This window comes from Paenibacillus sp. FSL H7-0716 (genome assembly GCF_038002705.1).
In the GTDB taxonomy this organism is placed as follows: domain Bacteria; phylum Bacillota; class Bacilli; order Paenibacillales; family Paenibacillaceae; genus Paenibacillus_AQ; species Paenibacillus_AQ odorifer.
Genome location: NZ_JBBODA010000001.1, coordinates 202,817 through 218,394, shown reverse-complemented (window position 1 = coordinate 218,394; position 15,578 = coordinate 202,817). Strand labels below are relative to the sequence as shown.

Here is a 15,578-nt window from a genome sequence, read left to right as displayed (position 1 = left end):
ATATCTTATACGGAGAAGTGTCTTTATGGTTACGAATTCTTCGCCATACGTTTCCCAATAAAGTCAAAGATCAGACCCGCTGTCCTTTTTATAGGACCCAATGAAACAGGATAATAATAACCCGACTCAAACCAGCCTTGTTCTTTGTAATAACGATAATCCCTGGAATGATCATCAAGCATTGTTTTTATACTTGTACGTGACATTCGAAACAGCATTAATCTGAGAAAAGAAGGAACTGGGGTCTTGGGCGATATAAGGTCCTTATAGAATCTTTCGGAGGCTTTCTTTATTTCTCTCGTCATTTTTTTCTGCGCAACTTCTGTTCTTGGCTCCAAAGTAGTCAAAACACAGCCTTTTGTAACTTGAAATCCGAAATTCTCGCCCATATCGCTAAGGTATTTTACAATTTTGTTGCCTCCAAAGATCCCCTGATTGACAATAGCCGTGAAGGTTTTCCCGAAGAAACGAGGTCTATGAAATACAAAAGCAAGCCGATCCAAGAGGTTCTTCATCGGTGCCGATACATGAAATGCATAATTAGGCGTGGCGAAAATAATTCCGTCAGAATGGATCATTTTCTCCATCAATACATCACGATCATCCTTTAGTGGACAATACTCCTCACCTTTATTGAAACATATCTTACAGCCCCGGCAATATTCAAGCCGATAATCTTTTAAAAAGACATACTCAAATTCAATATCACCATATGCTTTTAAATTATTGCCAAATTCACAAACCGCTTCAAAGGTCGCATGCTTTTGTTGATTCCCAATAAATGCAGTAACTTTTTTCATTTGAACCCCTCCATATATGCATATTTTAATTAATACCTGTAAAAATGAATGAATTATATTTTGTTCATTCATATCGTAGCACCTTGATCCCTTTTATGCGATAAAATTCCATTTGAGAATGCAAAAAAAGAAGCCCTACTTGAGCAGGCTTCTGTTAACTTCCCTCTATATCTTTTTAGCGTAATTATGTGTAACAAAATCAACTAGCAGATTCACACTGCTCTCCATATCGTAAATCTCTGTGTTAACTGTCAATTCGGCAAGTTCAGGGGCTTCATAAATAGCATCAATACCTGTAAACTCACGAATTTCACCTTTTCTAGCTTTCTTATACAGCCCTTTAGGATCACGTTGTTCGCAGGTTTCTAATGAACATTGCACATAAATCTCTGCAAACTCGCCAGACTGAAAACGATATCTAATCGCTTCTCTTGCAGCTGAAGAAGGTGAAATCATCGGGACAAGCACTATAAAGCCTAGATCCAAAAACATAGATGCTACTTCGGCTGCGCGCCGCATATTTTCTTTACGATCCTCTTCTGAAAAGCCTAAATCAATATTCAAACCTTTTCTTAGCTGGTCGCCGTCGATCACAGCACATCGGATGCCTTGCTTAAACAATTCTTTTTCAGCTTGTTGTGCTAGTGTACTTTTTCCTGAACCTGATAATCCTGTGAACCAAAACACGCCCGCTTTATGACCGTTCAACAGCTCCCAATCTTTTCTATTCATTCTAAGACGCCCCTTTCTATATGATTAATATTATACTAGTTTACCGCAGTCTTGAGAGAAATGGCTGATCCTAATTCCTTCTGTATATACGTCATATCAGTCATCTGCTCAATATGGTAAACTCCGCCTGGGGGTGGTGAATCATATAGATGTTTTGCTACTGCCGCTGTTACTTTTGCCGTAATGATAGATTGATTCTTTCCTTGTAATAAAAAATCCGCATGAAGTAATTTACCTTCTGAATTTCTTCCACGTGCCTCAACCTTAATAGCGAACCCATCATCCCCCAAATGCAGCCGCCCCATAACACGAACAATTGAATTCTTCAGCCAGCCTATTTGCAGTAAGCGAACGGCTCCAGTTCTTTTCGTTATTGCCAGTATTTTAGTAACTACAGCTGAATCAAGACAAAATCGTGTAGAGATAGACGATGATTTCAGTGTTCTGCTAAGTGTCTGTTGATCTGAGAATGGAAAACGGTAAGCATATCGGTTACCCATCTCATCACCAAAATGATACAACCTTCTGTCTGTAAAGCTCTCCACCTCAACCTGTTGATTATCCTGCTTCACTTCGAACTTAGCTGCTAAACTGTCGACTGTCCATTCTAGCGCCGCTTTGCCATGAGAATCACCTAATCCGAGCATAATGGCAATTTCTATCTCCTCGATCTGATCCATCTGCCGCTCTGCTTCAAGGGCCAGGAGATTAGTGATGCCGGGAGCAAGTCCTACACTTAAGACAGCACTTGACCCATTGTCTTCAGCCTCTCTCTTGTATTTCTCAATTTCATTCAAAAACAAACCGTTCGCAGATACATCCACATAATGAATACCGCTTCGAAACACAGCTCTTATAAAATCTGTATCCGTTTGATCTAAGCACATAATGATTAATTTCACTCGTTCTAACTTATCGGTAGGTAAAGGTTTATTAATATCCAACTGCATCGGCTTAATTTTCCCATCAGTTGTTTGACTGAATTGCTTTGCTTTTACAAGGCTTCGCCCTGCAGCATATACTTTTCCAGGATATTTTTTCTCTAAGATTTCACAAATGGTACGCCCTACATGGCCATATCCGCCGACGACTACAATATCTTCTTTTCTCTGCATTTTATCACCGCATCCTATATAATAGAAATAATTAAGAACCATTCTCAATTATACGGATATGCTTTATATTCACTATCCCATAAATGTGGGATACCTATTTTTATACTCCATGACTAGAGGGCTTACCTATGAAAACCATAAGACAACTTAATCATATTAAACAACAAATCATAAGGTTAGGTGCTGTTTCTGATTCTTCACATAGCTACCGTACTTCTTTACTGTCGATTTTACGCGAGGCTGTACCCTTTGATGCTGCCTGCTGTACCCATGTTGATCCACAGACACTACTCTCGACAGGTGCGGTTACAGAAGATAACGTGGAATCCATTCATCATCACTTGTTCCAGATCGAATACGGTGAAGAGGATATTAATCCCTATGAGCAAATGGTTCATAGTAAAGTGCACGTAGCTACTTTATATGAAGCAACCGAAGGGCAGCCAGATTTGAGTGCTCGCTATCAAAAAGTACTATCTCCGGCAGGTTTTGAGGATGAATTACGCGCTGTACTTGTTCACGGAGATGCGTGTTGGGGGTATCTGACACTTTACAGAAAATCGGGTCAGCCTGTATTTTCACGGGAAGATTGTGAGTGGATAACCTTAATGCTTCCTGAGATTGCCGCAAGAATGCGGGCTTACAGTCTTGACTTGCCTGAGAGAAATCAGACTTGGCTGGAAGAAGATTACGGTTCAGGAATTGCCGTCCTTTCTGATCAACTAGTGCTCCTCTCCTCCAATCCTACAGCAGACCGCTGGTTAGAGAAACTTCGTTCATTAGAAAAAATTGATCACCATATCCTGCCACGACCAATTCGGGCGGTGAGCACACAAGCAATCAATAGTCCCTTTGAATCTTCGGGGATGGCTAAGTCCTGTATCCGGATGTCAGACGGACCTTATCTAGTGATCCGGGCTAGCCGGCTTCACGCATACGACGGTCAGACGCAAATTGCTATTTCATTCGAGCCTGCACGTCCAGCAGATATGCTTCCTATCATTGCAGAAGCGTATGATCTGACGAAACGGGAACAGCATTTACTTGAAGGAGTAATTCGCGGATTATCTACTAAAGAATTGGCTGCTGAGCTACATATTTCTGCTTACACGGTTCAGGATCATTTAAAATCCATTTTCGCTAAAGCAGGTGTCAGCAGCCGTAGAGAGCTTATCTGGCATTTACATTCTCGATATAGCATTTCAGAGAAATAGGATCGCCGAGCTTCTTATCAAAAAAGCCCAAGCCCTTATTAACAAAGGACTTGGGCTTTTATTTTATCTTTTATTTCCTTAATGCGATGCCGTAAATTCTTCCAGCTCAGAAGCAGGATCAAACTTCTCCCTGCTCATCACAAATGCTGCCATTAGAGCTATAACTGATGGAATAATCGCCCAAGCAAAGGTATGAACAAGAGAGGAAGATAATCCTTCGGTGATTTTATCAAGAACCTCAGAGGGAATTTTGTCCCGTGTGTCGGGAGTCAAAATTGTACTTGGATCACTTAGATTAACACTTTCTGGTGCCGCTCCTCCCTTACTGAACATGGAAGTTAATTTATTCGAAAAAATGTGACTTTGAATAATACCAAATACCGTAATACCAAGTGTCATTCCCAGCTCCCGTGTGAAGCTAAGTGTCGAACTTGCCGAACCCCGTTGTCTTGCTGTAAATCCATGAATCGCTGCATTGCTTAAAACAGAAAATGATGAACCTATGCCAAGACCCACCAGAAACATAAAAATAGTGACCATGAACCGGGAGGAGTCTGGTGTTAGTGTGGTAAGCAGAGCAATACCTGCAACAAGGAGTACTAACGTAGAAATCATGATCGTGCGATAATTAAATTTAGACAGCAAGAATCCTCCGCCAGCAGCAGTGATAACAGAACCAATCATCATAGGAAGTAGAACAAGCCCCGAATTTGTAGCAGACCCGCCAAGAACCCCTTGAATATAAATTGGAATGTACACCGAGGCTGTAATAAATGCCGCTCCGCTAAATATCGCCATAACATTACTCGTAGAATAGAGACGATTCTTGAACATGCCAAAGGTAATGATAGGCTCTTCTGCACGACGTTCGATAACAATAAAACCAATTAAAAACACAACAAAAGCCATAAACAATCCCAGAATCATTGTCGAGTCCCAAGCATATTTCTTACCCCCGAGCTCAATCGCAAACATGAGACAAAGGATTGAAGCTACAAGTGTAAAAGCCCCAAGATAATCAATTTTCTCTTTGGAATGCTCAACAGATTCTTTGTAGAAGAAAGCGATCATAAAGAATGCAATAACACCAATGGGTAAATTGATATAAAAGACCCAAGACCAATGAATATAATCCGCTATATAAGCGCCAATAAGGGGACCAAAAATACTGGAAATACCATAGGCAGCACCGAATAACCCACCGATTTTCCCCCGTTTTTCTGGGGCCACTACATCGAACATAATCGTGAATGCAATAGGAACGAGTGCGCCTCCACCAATACCCTGAATCGCCCGATAAATACTAAGCTGGACAATAGAATTTGCCGTACCACATAAAGCTGAACCAATCATAAAGACAATAATACCGAAAATAAAAAATCGCTTACGCCCATACATATCCGATAATTTACCGAAAATCGGCATTCCCGCCATCTCAGCTATCATATAAGCGGACGTAACCCACATCAATTTGTCAAAGCCGCCAAGGTCACCTACTATGGTTCCCATTGCGGTTGCAAGTATAGTATTATCCATTGATGCCATAAGTGTAGCCAACAATAGAGCTACTATAATAACCCCAACTTTATTTTTCTTTTCCATGCTCCTTTTTCTCCTCCACTTTTCCCAAATGTTTAGTTCTACTCTAATTGTTAAAGGATTGTGCACAGGCTTCATTCCAAACCACGTGATGTTATACCCTTTGCAAATTAGTGAATAATTCGATAAAATCAAGACAATTAATTAGATGTTCATCAAGCATCTTGTTTATTAATTATCTTGATTATCAAGATTTAAACATTTTAAAAGGAGGGTCCTCTTTTGTCAAGAGATCGGCACAATCAAGTTACAATTCAGCAGGAAGACTTAACTTTACGCATGCGGGGCCTAGGCAGCCGAACGGTTTTGTATCAGCAAAAAGTAGCAACTTCTTTAGGGTTATACAATAACGATTTTCTATCTATAGATATCCTTCATGAAAAAGGTCCTATCACCGCCGGCGAGCTATCCAAATTAACTGGACTTACTACAGGCAGCATTACCACATTAGTTGATCGACTTGAAAAAAATGCTTTTGTTCGCAGAGAACATGACCCCAAAGACCGTCGTAAGGTGATCATTGTTCCTTTATATGAGAATAGCGAGGTTGGAAATGCCTACCTTCCTTTGCACACTAAGATGGTTAAACTGGCGTCTTCCTTTACTGAACAGGAGCTTGAGTTGATAACAACATTTTTAGGCAAAGCAAGTACCATCCTGGAAGAGCAGATTCACTATCTCAGCACTACAACGAGTAACTAAAACTGTATAATCGTCAAAAAGGACGATATCCCATGAAGTCAAATGACTTTGAGATATCGTCCTTTTAATATAAGTATGGATCAAAGAGAAGCTGAAGCTTGAGCAACTAAAGAGACCAACTGTGCAGAATCAAATGTGTCTCCTTTTCGAAGCTTCAGGGTTTTCCTTTCAGGTGGTCCCTCAAATGCTCCCTCTGGAAGCGTTAGCTCGGTTGTATTAAAGATTACAAAGCTGACTGCGTCTTTTGATATCGAGATGGCCGCAGCGTATTTTCCATTTTTCAAAAAATGAGGTTTCTTATACTGAATACGTTCCTGTACATCCGGTATAGCCTGATGAACAACCTCACGTAGTGAGGTGGACAACTCCACCTGCCATGATTCTTTTAGCGCTTCAATAAAATCGATTACTTCCTGATTCATTTTTCATCTCTCCCTTTAAGTAATTAAATGGTTTGCCTGAATAAGCGCAGTAAGTTGTTTTAACAAAATCAGGAGGTCCTTTGAGATCCGACGCATCTGCTATGACGAACTTAAGATGATGAAATCAACACATTTGCAAAAGATTTTCAAAATTTAATAGTTTAAATTCCCCATATATTAATTTCTTGGTCATGTAGTCATTATCCTTCTGGAAAATTAGAGATATCCAGCTCGTTACAAGCTAAAAGGGAAAAGCTCCTAAGAGCTTCTCCCTTAACCTCGTACATAAAATTAATGAATCGTTAGATTAAAACCGCTCTGAATATAATTCAGATTCGGATAAGCAATGTTGGAAGTTGTCAGGTTATTAAAGGTTGCCGCACCATTGCCCGTATAGGTGTAAATAGCTGCACCTTTATGTGGACCTGAGAACCGTGAAGTTGTTATTTCATCAAGTCCTGTACCGTTAATGTTGATGTTGTTGAACACGATGTTCTCGAATCCACCACCATATCCAAATTGAATCGCATCTCGCTGGGTATTAATGATGTCTATGTTGTTAAATGTAACGTTCTTGATAGCATCATTTGATGCTTCAAGATCAATTGCGCCACGTTCACCCCCATAAAGATCTTTACTCGTGCCACTGTTAATAATGGTTGTGTCTGAGAAAACTACACCCGTATTATTCTGGAAATGATAACCTGGAAAAACGGTATTCATACGTATGCCGGAACCACCAACTGTATCAATGATATAGTTATGATCAGCCTTATGACCACTTCCTCCAAAGAAAGCAATCGCTGCCGCACGCCAGTTATTCTCAATGGTGTTATACGAGAAGGTATTATTCACACCAGCAGGTGCACCATTGGTGTTACTGGTCCATACTGCAAGACCATCGTCACCATTATTTCGCACACTGCTATTGCGTACAATTGAATTGCTAGTTCCTTGCGAGAAGTTGATGCCGTCTGCAAGATTGTTCCGAATCCGACTGTTTTCAACTACTAGCCCGGTAGCATAAATCGCAGGTGTATGAGCGTAGTCGCCTACCCACATTCCGCATTCAAAATGCTCTACCCAGACATCATGGATAATAGAGTTGGTTCCAAAGTTATCCATAAAACCTTTGTAAATTGCATTTTGTCCATAACGTGAGCGCAAATTAGAATTCATATAAACATTGCTGAAATCTAGCTTACCTGAAATACGGAGTGAAATACCCCCGCCCGCAGCATTAGGATTGGTGAACTGAATATTGGTGTGCCAGAGACCAGCACCAGTAATAGTGAGGTTATTGATCATATTACTAGCAGAACCAATCTCCCACATACTGCTAAGATTAAAGGTTCCTGCTGGAATATAAATAGACTTTCCGCTTGCCACGGCTGCATTTACAGTAGCTTTAAAAGCTGCCAGATCATCTTGTCCGTCGTTTGCCACAGCACCGTAATCTGTTACAGATACGGAGTTAGCTGGGCGGGCAATTGCTGTTGGAACAGATTCAATTTCAATGAAATCCACACCATATTCCAAGCTATCTCCATTGTTCTTCTGGATTCGAATCTTGTCCCCAGGTTGGAGGGGTGTATCCATCTTCCAGTGAACTTCATCAAAACGGAATAGTGGACGTCCTGCACTAGGTGTATCGCCAGGCATATCACCTGAGAAATACTGCCAGCTGTAGTATGAGGTTAAAGAAACTGTTTTTACTTTCGCTCCATTCACATACACATCCAGTGAACCATTCAATCCCATCCCATCTGCAGAGTCAGGCATTGTAAATCTCATCGTTACACCTGCGCCGCCTTGACCCTGTCTGACCGTCCACTCTAAGTTCGAACCATTCGAAGGAAGAGCTATATAACGCTGGCCAGAAGCTTCAGAAGCGGGTAATGCTTGATCAAAGGTTGGCGCCGATTTCAAGGTCGCGCCACCCCCGAGAGTAGCATCCTCGGTATCATATCGACTATACGGCATGCTTGCACCACGCGCAGCATAGACAACGAGATTAGAAACACTTACATTATTCGCTTGCTTGGCAGCTATCTCATTAGCATCCACTTCAACAGTAGAGGTGACTGTGTAGTTACCATTAATCGCTGTCCAAGTCCCTGGAATCGCAACATTAACTGATGCCCCCGCTGCTAAGGCACCGTTATAAGATCCATTATAGGTTTGAACAGTGGAACCCGCAGAGTTTTTTAGAACAACGCTTATACCATGTGAACCACTTGCAGAGGCAATGGTTCCTTGATTCTTAAGATTTACATTGAACGCTACATTGTTATTAGCAACAGGATTACTTGGTGTCCATGTAACAGTTCCCACTAAGTCAGAGCTGGACACTGGAGCGATAATAAGTGACGCTGGGTTCGTGTAGCTGTTATTCGCTTCATTTTGTTCGATAACTAGGTTGTCTTCATCAACTTTGGCACTAACTGAATACGTTGCGGCAGGCTTAACTCCTGCGGTAAGTGTCATCGATGCTGTTGTCGATGCTCCAGTTGCTAGTACACCTACCGGAGCTGAGCCTACAAGCTCATTATTTAAATAGAAATTAACAGTAGTAGCTGGAGAGCTGGCATTGCCGATATTCTTTACGATTGCGTTCAGCGTAATCGCATTAGACTCGACCGGATTCGTTGGTGACCAGGACATGCCAGTAATCACCAAATCCGGATTCGGAGCTGGAGTACCGTATACTTCAAATTCGGCGATCTGTCCAGCTGGAGCACCCGAGTTGGCAGTAATATTAAGCTGTAGACGTTTGACAGTTGCGGTAACAGGAATGGTTACTGTATTTCCTGAAGCTGGATTAAACGAATACGATTGTGCTGACACCAGATTCCCAAATGTCGTTGTGTTTTGATTGTGACCGAGCACTTGAATCGTCTGGGTACGTGCTCCCCATGCAGCGGCTGGATTTAACTTTAGAACGATTGAGGAAACATTGTAGTTTGACCCCAGGTCAAGTATCAATGAACTAGGATTACTGCCACCTTCCCAGTATGTGTTGGTGTTGTTGTCATTAGCATTTGCTGCCACAAATGATTGCGTATTAGAGGATGCGGTAATCGATTTGCCAACCGCGATATTACTGCCCGTAACAGGTGTTGGTGTGACTGTTGGCGTTACTGTCGCTGTTGGCGTTGGTGTGGCCGTTGGCGTTGCAGTCGGCGTGGCTGTTGGTGTTGGTGTTGCTGTAGGCGTTGGCGTTGCTGTCGGTGTGGCTGTTGGCGTTGGTGTGACTGTTGGCGTCGGTATTGGTGTGCTAGCTCCATAAATTTCGAATTCAGATACTTGCGCTGCCGGCCAACCCGTATTGCCTGTTACATTCAGGCGTACATAACGAGTGCTGATTGCTGAAAAATCAAGCTTAACAGTGTTCCCTCCTGCTGAAGGATTGAACACATAATCAGCTGAACCAACAATGTCAGTGAATGTAGATCCATTTGTACTACCTTGAACGGCGAGTGTTTGCGTACGCGTCTCCCAGCCCGTTGGCAGCTTCAATACGATTTGGTCAATACTTGTCTCTGTACCGAGATCAACTTGGATCCATTGTGGAAATGCATTATTGCTGCTTTCCCAATACGTCTCTTGATTGCTGTCTTTCACATTGTTTGGACTATACGTTTGTGATTGACCACTAGCCGTTACAGTTTTGCCCAGCGTCAGATTCGCGCCACCAGAGGCACTAACAAATGTGAACGGACCCGCTGCCAGGTATAAACTTGAAATCAATAGGGTTACTACAAGCGACCATACGACATACTTGTTGCGCATTATAATCCTCCTCTTAATGTAGATACTCACTAACGTGTCGCCCTATCGGAGTGCTCAAATGATAGCGTTTACAATCCGATTCATCTCAGAGCACATTAAATAACAACCGATCCTCCTTTCAATGTGAGACACTCTCATTATAGAGAAAGAGAGGATCAAGCTATAAGATGTAATTCTACGGAAAAGATATGTGATACCAATATCGCGAAACTACCCTATATATGGAATCTATTAACATCATGCCAATCAAATAAAGGCCTGATTTCTCAGGCCCTAGTTTTTTATGAAGATTAACTTGTGGATTTAAGTTCTTTTTCATTAGCTGAATCTGGAGCGTTTAATAACACCACACCTCCAACTATTAATACTATGCCTGCAAGTGTAAGCACACTAAATGGATCCCCCCATATTACGATACCAACGATTGCGGTTAGAACTGTACCTACACCTGCCCAAATCGCATAAGCTAGGCTTAAAGGTAAAACTCTGAGACTTATGGACAAACTATAAAATGCGATTATAAAACCAATAATAACACCTATAGTAGGCAATATTTGTGTGAACCCTTCTGACATTTTCAGCATAGTTGTACCTATTACTTCGCTTATAATAGCTACCCCTAGTACCCAAAAACCCTTATTCTTGTTCATAACATTTCCTCCAAGCTCTAATGAGATCCACCAGAAAGTTTCATAATGACTACTCCACCAATGATAAGAATCAGGCCGAGTAATTTCTTCAGATTGAAGTTTTCTTTATAAATGATGACTCCAATTAACGCAGTTAAAGCCGTACCTACCCCCGACCAAATAGCATAAGCCGTCCCTAGTGGAATCGTTGAAAGCGCTAAAGAAAGACAATAAAAGGCTGAACCCATGCCGAGTACAACTCCTATTGAAGGTAAAATCTTTTTAAACCCGTTAGAAACCTTAAGCATGGAGCTACCAAATACCTCGCAGATAATCGCTGTTGCCAGTAACACATATGAATTCAACAATAGCCCCTCCTTACTCCGTCATGTTTATTAATTCTTGAATTACTTTATCTCGTAAATCCTTATCTAAAGCTCCTAATCCGAACATTTCTGAATACCATAAACCGTCCGCTGCCAGCCTGACAATTGTGGAACGTACAGGATCTATTCCATCGTTCTCTATATTGTTTTGCCATACTGAGTATTGGTCTTGAAATTTCTTAAGGATATCCGGATTCGTAAAAAGAGCAGCCGAAAGCGCTGTGCTAATCTCTTGCTCTTCCTTAAGATCGTCGTCAATCGCCTGAACAAACGCTCGTCCCCACTTCCCCGTTTCTCTAGATGCATTACCTACTCTTTCTTGAACATTACTGAAAAAATCGCTTGTTAACTCTTCCACCATACTTTTTATTAATGCTTCCTTATTCGGAAAATGGTGCAGCAGTCCACCTTTACTGACCCCGGCTTCTTTGGCAACGGCTTCAAGCGTAAGCTTCTCCACCCCATTATTTTTAACCACAATAGAAGCTGCTAATAAAATACTACTTCGTTTTGAATTACTGTTCACAATAATCACCTCTGCTATTTACTATACCGTCTGGACGGTTTTATTGTCAAATAAAAAATCATTACCTTCGATCAAAAAAAGCCTGGTAATCCAGGCCTCCAACATTTTTAAAGCAATTACATTAAATTTTTAATATACCAAGCATCACAAGCAAAATGCTCCGACCCAGCCAGCGGTTCATCCAAAAGCTCAAATCCATTTTTCATATAGAAACGGTTAGCTGCGTGCATGTTTTGAAGTGTCTCCAAATAACATTGGTTGTAATGAAGCTTAGCAAAGTCCAACGCTGTATTTAAAAGTTCTTTGGCTATCCCGTTACCTCTAATCGACTGAGATAAATACATTTTTTGCAACTCACATATTTTGTCATCATTCCCGAAAGGAGCAATTCCACAACCTCCTAATACTTCCCCTCCCTCTTCAATAACCCAATAAGCCCGATTCTCACTATTATTATAATAATCTGATAAATGATGCAGGCTGTCATCCTCCCAGGCTAGACCCGCGCGATTCCCGCCAAACTCAATTAGGCAGTCCCTGATGACCTTTTCAATGGAGCTATTATCTTTCATTTGTAATAGTCGGATATTCATGAGTAACGTTCTCCTATCTTTCGATTAGCTTTCTTCAGTTATTATATTGTATCAAGCTTCAGAATGGATAATTATAATGGGTTTCAAACATAATAAAGAGAAATTTATTTAGGAGGAGCTTCAATGAAAATGGTAGCTAAGCAACTCTCGATTGCAGCATTAGGTGGGGTTCATGAGATTGGTAAAAATATGTATATCCTGCAATACGCAGATGATATTGTTGTCATTGATTGCGGCTCTAAATTCCCAGATGAAAGTCTCTTAGGGATTGACCTGATTATTCCTGATGTTTCGTATTTATTAAATAATATTGATAAGGTACAAGCGTTGGTGGTGACGCACGGACATGAGGATCATATCGGTGGGATTCCTTACCTGCTTAAACAGTTAAATATCCCAATATATGCTTCCCGTTTAACCTTAGGATTAATCGAAAATAAACTTAGGGAACATGGAATTTTACGACAAACGAAACTCCATTGTATTAATTCAGAATCCACTTTAACCCTGGGAGCCATTACTACAACATTTTTTAATACAAATCATAGTATTCCAGATTGCCTTGGCGTAGTATTCGATACACCTGAAGGTACCGTAGTTCATACGGGAGACTTCAAATTTGACATGACGCCCGTCAACAAACAGTATCCAGATATACATAAAATGGCCGATATTGGGAAAAACGGAGTAAAGATCTTGCTGTCAGAAAGCACTAATGCTGAGCGTCCTGGCTTCACCCCATCTGAAAAACTTGTTGGCGCTCACATAGAAGAAGCCTTTTTAAAAGCAGAACGTAGAATTTTTATTTCTACCTTCGCCTCAAATGTACATCGTCTACAGCAGATCATTGATGCTTCTCATTTAACTGAACGTAAATTGACCTTACTTGGCAGAAGTATGGTAAATGTAGTCAGAGTGGCCCAAGAGCTCGGTTATTTGAACATTCCGGACGATATGCTGATCGAACCTGCAGAAGCTGCTAAGCTCCCTCCGGCACAGGTAACTGTTTTATGTACAGGCAGTCAAGGAGAGCCCATGGCCGCACTATCCCGCTTAGCGAACTCAAGTCATCGATTGATGGAGATCCAGGCTGGGGACACGGTGCTGCTCGCAGCCAATCCCATCCCGGGAAATGAACGGAATGTTTCAAGGATTGTCGATAATTTATATATGCTGGGTGCTAAAGTCATCTATGGTTCACGCAGTGAGCTTCACGTCTCCGGGCATGGCAGCCAAGAGGAGCTTAAGCTAATGCTCACTCTAATGAAACCTGAATACTTTATTCCGATTCATGGTGAATACCGTATGCTGCATCATCACAGCTTGTTAGCGGAGGCGGTAGGCGTCAAACCGGAAAATATCTTTATTCTAAAAAATGGAGACATCGTCGAGTCTAAGTCTGGTGTTGTCCGCCAATCCGGTCGAGTGACTGCTGGGCAAATTCTAGTGGATGGCCTTGGGATCGGTGATATTGGAAATGTTGTGCTTCGCGATCGTCGCCAGCTGTCAGCAGACGGCATCCTGATTACAGTGATTACACTGAGCCAAACCGATGGACGTCTATTAAACGAGCCAGACACTATTTCCAGGGGGTTCGTTTATGTCCGTAACTCCGATAATTTAATGGACGAGATCAACCAGCATGTAACATCGACCCTTAAAAAAATGAACGAAACGGATCTCGGCCAATGGAATATCATCAAGCAGACCATCAAAGAATCATTAAGTAAGTTCCTATACGAGAAAACGAAACGACGGCCAATGATTCTTCCAATCATCATTGAGGTTTAGTAAAAAGGAGCTCCCGTTGGGAACTCCTTTTCTTTTCATATCCAGTTGTAGAGGATAGATTTTAACTAAATTGCGCCCATATATTCATCTTGATACATTCTGTCGCCATATTCCGTTGAATATTAATAATTTGCTCCAATTGGGAAACTCGATCTTGAAGCTTTAGGTTAGTTGGATCCGTTTTTAACTGTGCGGCCAATGAAAAGTATTGAGGCACTTCCCAGACACTACGTAAAGCAGTGCCTAAACAATAACCATATCTTGCAAGGGACTCGTCCCCCTGCCATCCTGTATCTTTTAATCCCTTCATATAGTTTTGGAATAGAGACTCTTTATATTCCTCGTAGCGGTGATTAGGAAAAACTCCTAAGCTCATATTTACGCCAAACATTTTGCCAAGGTCTTCGCCTATCCCCGATATACTCATAAATTGCCAGTCAATTAATATTAGCCGTTCGCCGTCCGTATCACTTTGAGTTAGCAGCATATTCATTTGACTGAGGTCTTGGTGTGCAAGCACTCGCGGCAAGCTATTCAAAGAACGTAAGCTTCTGTCAATCTGGTCTGTGAAGTCTTGGAACCATGTCCAGATACTACGTTCATTATCATTATGTAATTGATTTATATATTTTGCTGGATTAGGGGCGTAGATTTTACTCGAGGTCGTCCATGATTTGAGCCAGTTTTTGCAAATCCACTTCTCATCAGGAATTTTCTTTCCTGTCAGATAAGTTCCATTGAAACGACCTAACTGCTCAGCGATATAATTAAACTGTTCCTTTGTATAGGCATATTCCCCATCAATTCGTTCCATCCATAACCATACGGTACCATCTGCTTGTTCCTCAACAAGATAACACTTAGCTGCCTTGATTGAGCTAGGAAGCTCTTCGAGAATCTTGGATTCAAAGACTAGGGCTTCTCGTCGCCAGTAATTGTGATGCTGAAGATTATCTTTCTCCGCACTATCTGGCTTGATTATCTTTAATATGATTGACCATGGAAGCTGCTTATGATTAATAGATGCAAAACCGCTTAGACGAAAGATACCCGCTGTTGTAAAATTAGGTGTTTTATAATCTAAATCTTCACATGTAAAATTGACTATCTTTGCTTCGGATTCTTCAAAAATCCGCTGAATACAGGTGTTAAGCTGATCTATTTTATTCTCTAGCACATAGACCCTCCCTGTCTCTGTTTAGATCCCGTTCTATTCCACTAAAAAAGCCTATGGAGCGTAACAGATTCGTTATCACTCATAGGCTTGTTCATCAAAG

The 15,578-nt window shown here is 41.3% G+C and carries 14 protein-coding genes; 3 read left to right on the top strand and 11 right to left on the bottom strand.

What is annotated here, in order from left to right; translation table 11 throughout:
* Nucleotides 1-29 precede the first annotated feature (29 nt).
* The 3 genes from MHH60_RS01105 to MHH60_RS01095 form a co-directional block, all read right to left on the bottom strand.
* The gene (locus tag MHH60_RS01105; RefSeq protein WP_256715105.1) at nucleotides 30-872 is read right to left on the bottom strand and encodes a flavodoxin family protein; all 843 of its coding nucleotides are present in this window, start codon (nucleotides 870-872) and stop codon (nucleotides 30-32) included.
* 93 nt (nucleotides 873-965) lie between these two features.
* A complete protein-coding gene (cysC, locus tag MHH60_RS01100) occupies nucleotides 966-1,532 on the bottom strand; it encodes an adenylyl-sulfate kinase (protein WP_076134916.1) in 567 nt (188 codons plus the stop codon).
* Between the two features lie 35 nt (nucleotides 1,533-1,567).
* Complete coding sequence (locus MHH60_RS01095) at nucleotides 1,568-2,647, bottom strand: saccharopine dehydrogenase family protein (RefSeq protein ID WP_076134918.1); 1,080 nt, start codon at nucleotides 2,645-2,647, stop codon at nucleotides 1,568-1,570.
* Between the two features lie 128 nt (nucleotides 2,648-2,775).
* On the opposite strand from MHH60_RS01095, the gene MHH60_RS01090 reads away from it, so the two are divergent.
* Complete coding sequence (locus tag MHH60_RS01090; protein WP_076134920.1) at nucleotides 2,776-3,861, top strand: helix-turn-helix transcriptional regulator; 1,086 nt, start codon at nucleotides 2,776-2,778, stop codon at nucleotides 3,859-3,861.
* A gap of 78 nt (nucleotides 3,862-3,939) precedes the next feature.
* On the opposite strand, the gene MHH60_RS01085 is transcribed toward MHH60_RS01090, so the two are convergent.
* On the bottom strand, nucleotides 3,940-5,463 hold the full coding sequence (locus MHH60_RS01085; protein WP_076134921.1) for an MDR family MFS transporter: 1,524 nt from the start codon (nucleotides 5,461-5,463) through the stop codon (nucleotides 3,940-3,942).
* Between the two features lie 276 nt (nucleotides 5,464-5,739).
* Between MHH60_RS01085 and MHH60_RS01080 the strand changes: the two genes are divergently transcribed.
* Nucleotides 5,740-6,162, top strand: a complete 423-nt coding sequence (locus tag MHH60_RS01080; protein ID WP_370511170.1) for a MarR family winged helix-turn-helix transcriptional regulator — start codon at nucleotides 5,740-5,742, stop codon at nucleotides 6,160-6,162.
* A gap of 80 nt (nucleotides 6,163-6,242) precedes the next feature.
* Here MHH60_RS01080 and MHH60_RS01075 read toward each other — a convergent pair whose 3' ends face one another.
* The 6 genes from MHH60_RS01075 to MHH60_RS01050 all read right to left on the bottom strand — a co-directional run bounded on the left by MHH60_RS01075 (nucleotide 6,243) and on the right by MHH60_RS01050 (nucleotide 12,510).
* Nucleotides 6,243-6,584: a DUF1801 domain-containing protein gene (locus MHH60_RS01075; protein WP_076134925.1), complete on the bottom strand. Its 342-nt coding sequence runs from the start codon at nucleotides 6,582-6,584 to the stop codon at nucleotides 6,243-6,245.
* Between the two features lie 291 nt (nucleotides 6,585-6,875).
* The gene (locus MHH60_RS01070; protein ID WP_076134927.1) at nucleotides 6,876-10,376 is read right to left on the bottom strand and encodes a discoidin domain-containing protein; all 3,501 of its coding nucleotides are present in this window, start codon (nucleotides 10,374-10,376) and stop codon (nucleotides 6,876-6,878) included.
* A gap of 290 nt (nucleotides 10,377-10,666) precedes the next feature.
* Nucleotides 10,667-11,026 (bottom strand): DMT family transporter, encoded by a 360-nt coding sequence (locus tag MHH60_RS01065; protein WP_076134929.1) that lies wholly within the window; start codon nucleotides 11,024-11,026, stop codon nucleotides 10,667-10,669.
* 17 nt (nucleotides 11,027-11,043) lie between these two features.
* Nucleotides 11,044-11,370, bottom strand: a complete 327-nt coding sequence (locus tag MHH60_RS01060) for a DMT family transporter (RefSeq protein WP_036677974.1) — start codon at nucleotides 11,368-11,370, stop codon at nucleotides 11,044-11,046.
* A gap of 13 nt (nucleotides 11,371-11,383) precedes the next feature.
* Complete coding sequence (locus MHH60_RS01055) at nucleotides 11,384-11,917, bottom strand: TetR/AcrR family transcriptional regulator (RefSeq protein ID WP_111504005.1); 534 nt, start codon at nucleotides 11,915-11,917, stop codon at nucleotides 11,384-11,386.
* A 116-nt stretch (nucleotides 11,918-12,033) separates the two neighbouring features.
* On the bottom strand, nucleotides 12,034-12,510 hold the full coding sequence (locus MHH60_RS01050) for a GNAT family N-acetyltransferase (RefSeq protein ID WP_076134933.1): 477 nt from the start codon (nucleotides 12,508-12,510) through the stop codon (nucleotides 12,034-12,036).
* A gap of 123 nt (nucleotides 12,511-12,633) precedes the next feature.
* Here MHH60_RS01050 and MHH60_RS01045 point away from each other — a divergent pair, with 123 nt between their 5' ends.
* Nucleotides 12,634-14,301 (top strand): ribonuclease J, encoded by a 1,668-nt coding sequence (locus MHH60_RS01045; RefSeq protein ID WP_179088898.1) that lies wholly within the window; start codon nucleotides 12,634-12,636, stop codon nucleotides 14,299-14,301.
* Nucleotides 14,302-14,362: 61 nt separating this feature from the next.
* Here MHH60_RS01045 and MHH60_RS01040 read toward each other — a convergent pair whose 3' ends face one another.
* Nucleotides 14,363-15,478, bottom strand: a complete 1,116-nt coding sequence (locus MHH60_RS01040; RefSeq protein ID WP_076134935.1) for a phosphotransferase — start codon at nucleotides 15,476-15,478, stop codon at nucleotides 14,363-14,365.
* Between the last annotated feature and the right edge of the window lie 100 nt (nucleotides 15,479-15,578).

What these genes read in the sequence shown, in the direction of transcription:
- MHH60_RS01105 (WP_256715105.1), bottom strand. Translation starts at nt 872, where the DNA reads ATGAATGAACAAAATATAATTCATTCATTTTTACAGGTATTAATTAAA.
- cysC (WP_076134916.1), bottom strand. Translation starts at nt 1,532, where the DNA reads ATGAATAGAAAAGATTGGGAGCTGTTGAACGGTCATAAAGCGGGCGTG.
- MHH60_RS01095 (WP_076134918.1), bottom strand. Translation starts at nt 2,647, where the DNA reads ATGCAGAGAAAAGAAGATATTGTAGTCGTCGGCGGATATGGCCATGTA.
- MHH60_RS01090 (WP_076134920.1), top strand. Translation starts at nt 2,776, where the DNA reads ATGAAAACCATAAGACAACTTAATCATATTAAACAACAAATCATAAGG.
- MHH60_RS01085 (WP_076134921.1), bottom strand. Translation starts at nt 5,463, where the DNA reads ATGGAAAAGAAAAATAAAGTTGGGGTTATTATAGTAGCTCTATTGTTG.
- MHH60_RS01080 (WP_370511170.1), top strand. Translation starts at nt 5,740, where the DNA reads ATGCGGGGCCTAGGCAGCCGAACGGTTTTGTATCAGCAAAAAGTAGCA.
- MHH60_RS01075 (WP_076134925.1), bottom strand. Translation starts at nt 6,584, where the DNA reads ATGAATCAGGAAGTAATCGATTTTATTGAAGCGCTAAAAGAATCATGG.
- MHH60_RS01070 (WP_076134927.1), bottom strand. Translation starts at nt 10,376, where the DNA reads ATGCGCAACAAGTATGTCGTATGGTCGCTTGTAGTAACCCTATTGATT.
- MHH60_RS01065 (WP_076134929.1), bottom strand. Translation starts at nt 11,026, where the DNA reads ATGAACAAGAATAAGGGTTTTTGGGTACTAGGGGTAGCTATTATAAGC.
- MHH60_RS01050 (WP_076134933.1), bottom strand. Translation starts at nt 12,510, where the DNA reads ATGAATATCCGACTATTACAAATGAAAGATAATAGCTCCATTGAAAAG.
- MHH60_RS01045 (WP_179088898.1), top strand. Translation starts at nt 12,634, where the DNA reads ATGAAAATGGTAGCTAAGCAACTCTCGATTGCAGCATTAGGTGGGGTT.